The sequence below is a fragment of the Acidovorax sp. KPB24-07 genome (assembly GCF_057543315.1).
Genome location: NZ_BAAJYS010000795.1, coordinates 1 through 899, shown reverse-complemented (window position 1 = coordinate 899; position 899 = coordinate 1). Strand labels below are relative to the sequence as shown.

Annotated in this window: 1 protein-coding gene and 1 pseudogene; one reads left to right on the top strand and one right to left on the bottom strand. The window is 72.3% G+C overall.

Annotation, left to right across the window (positions count from 1 at the left end; translation table 11 throughout):
• Nucleotides 1-252: helix-turn-helix domain-containing protein (locus AC27IQ_RS25865; protein ID WP_487091350.1), on the top strand; the 252-nt coding region annotated here is incomplete at its 5' end.
• On the opposite strand, the pseudogene AC27IQ_RS25860 reads toward AC27IQ_RS25865, so the two are convergent.
• A pseudogene (locus AC27IQ_RS25860) lies at nt 239-899 on the bottom strand (methyl-accepting chemotaxis protein); the annotation flags it as partial. The gene AC27IQ_RS25865 and the pseudogene AC27IQ_RS25860 sit on opposite strands and share 14 nt — an antisense overlap.

The following is an 899-nucleotide window of genomic DNA, read 5'->3' as shown; positions in this document are numbered from 1 at the left end:
GGCGTGCGCGAGGTGCTGCGCATCACGCAGCAGGAGCTGGCGTACCTGGTGGGGCTGTCGCGCCAGCGCGTGAACGAGGCGCTGGCCGAGCTGCAGGCGCAGGGCGCGATCTGCGTGGAATACGGCGGTCTGCGGGTGCTGGACCTGCCCGCGCTGCGCGAGAGCGTGTTCGCCGCGCAGGCCGAGGTGCCCGTGCGGCGCGCCATCCGGGCGCCGGGGTCGCCGGACGCCCAGGCGGTCATGCGCGGCTGACGGGCGCTGCCAATTCGGGGGTGCGCGTCAGGCGGAAGGTACCCACCATGTCCGTGAGCCGGCCAGCCTGGTCCTTGAGGCTGCCGGCGGCCGCGCTGCTTTCTTCCACCAGCGCGGCGTTCTGCTGCGTCATGGTCTCCAGCGCGCCCACCGACTGGCTCACTTCGGCGATGCGGTCGCTCTGCTCGCGGGCGGATGCGGTGATCTCGGCCATGATCCCCGACACCTGCTGCACCGACTGCACCAGTTCGCCGATGGTGGCGCCCGCGTGGCCCACCAACGTGGTGCCTTCCTGCACCTGATTGGCGCTGGCCAGGATCAGCGCCTTGATCTCGCGCGCGGCGTCGGCCGAGCGCCCCGCCAGCGCGCGCACCTCGCCGGCCACCACCGCGAAGCCGCGGCCCTGTTCCCCCGCGCGCGCGGCTTCGACCGCGGCATTGAGGGCCAGGATGTTGGTCTGGAAGGCGATGTCGTCGATCACGCCGATGATGTCCACGATCTTGCGGGCCGAGGCATCGATGCCGCCCATGGTCTCACGACCTGGCCCACCACGGTGCCGCCGTGCGTGGCGATCTCCGAGGCGCCCGTGGCCAGCGTGTTGGCCTGGCGCGCGTTCTCGGCGTTCTGCTGCACCGTGGCGGTGACTG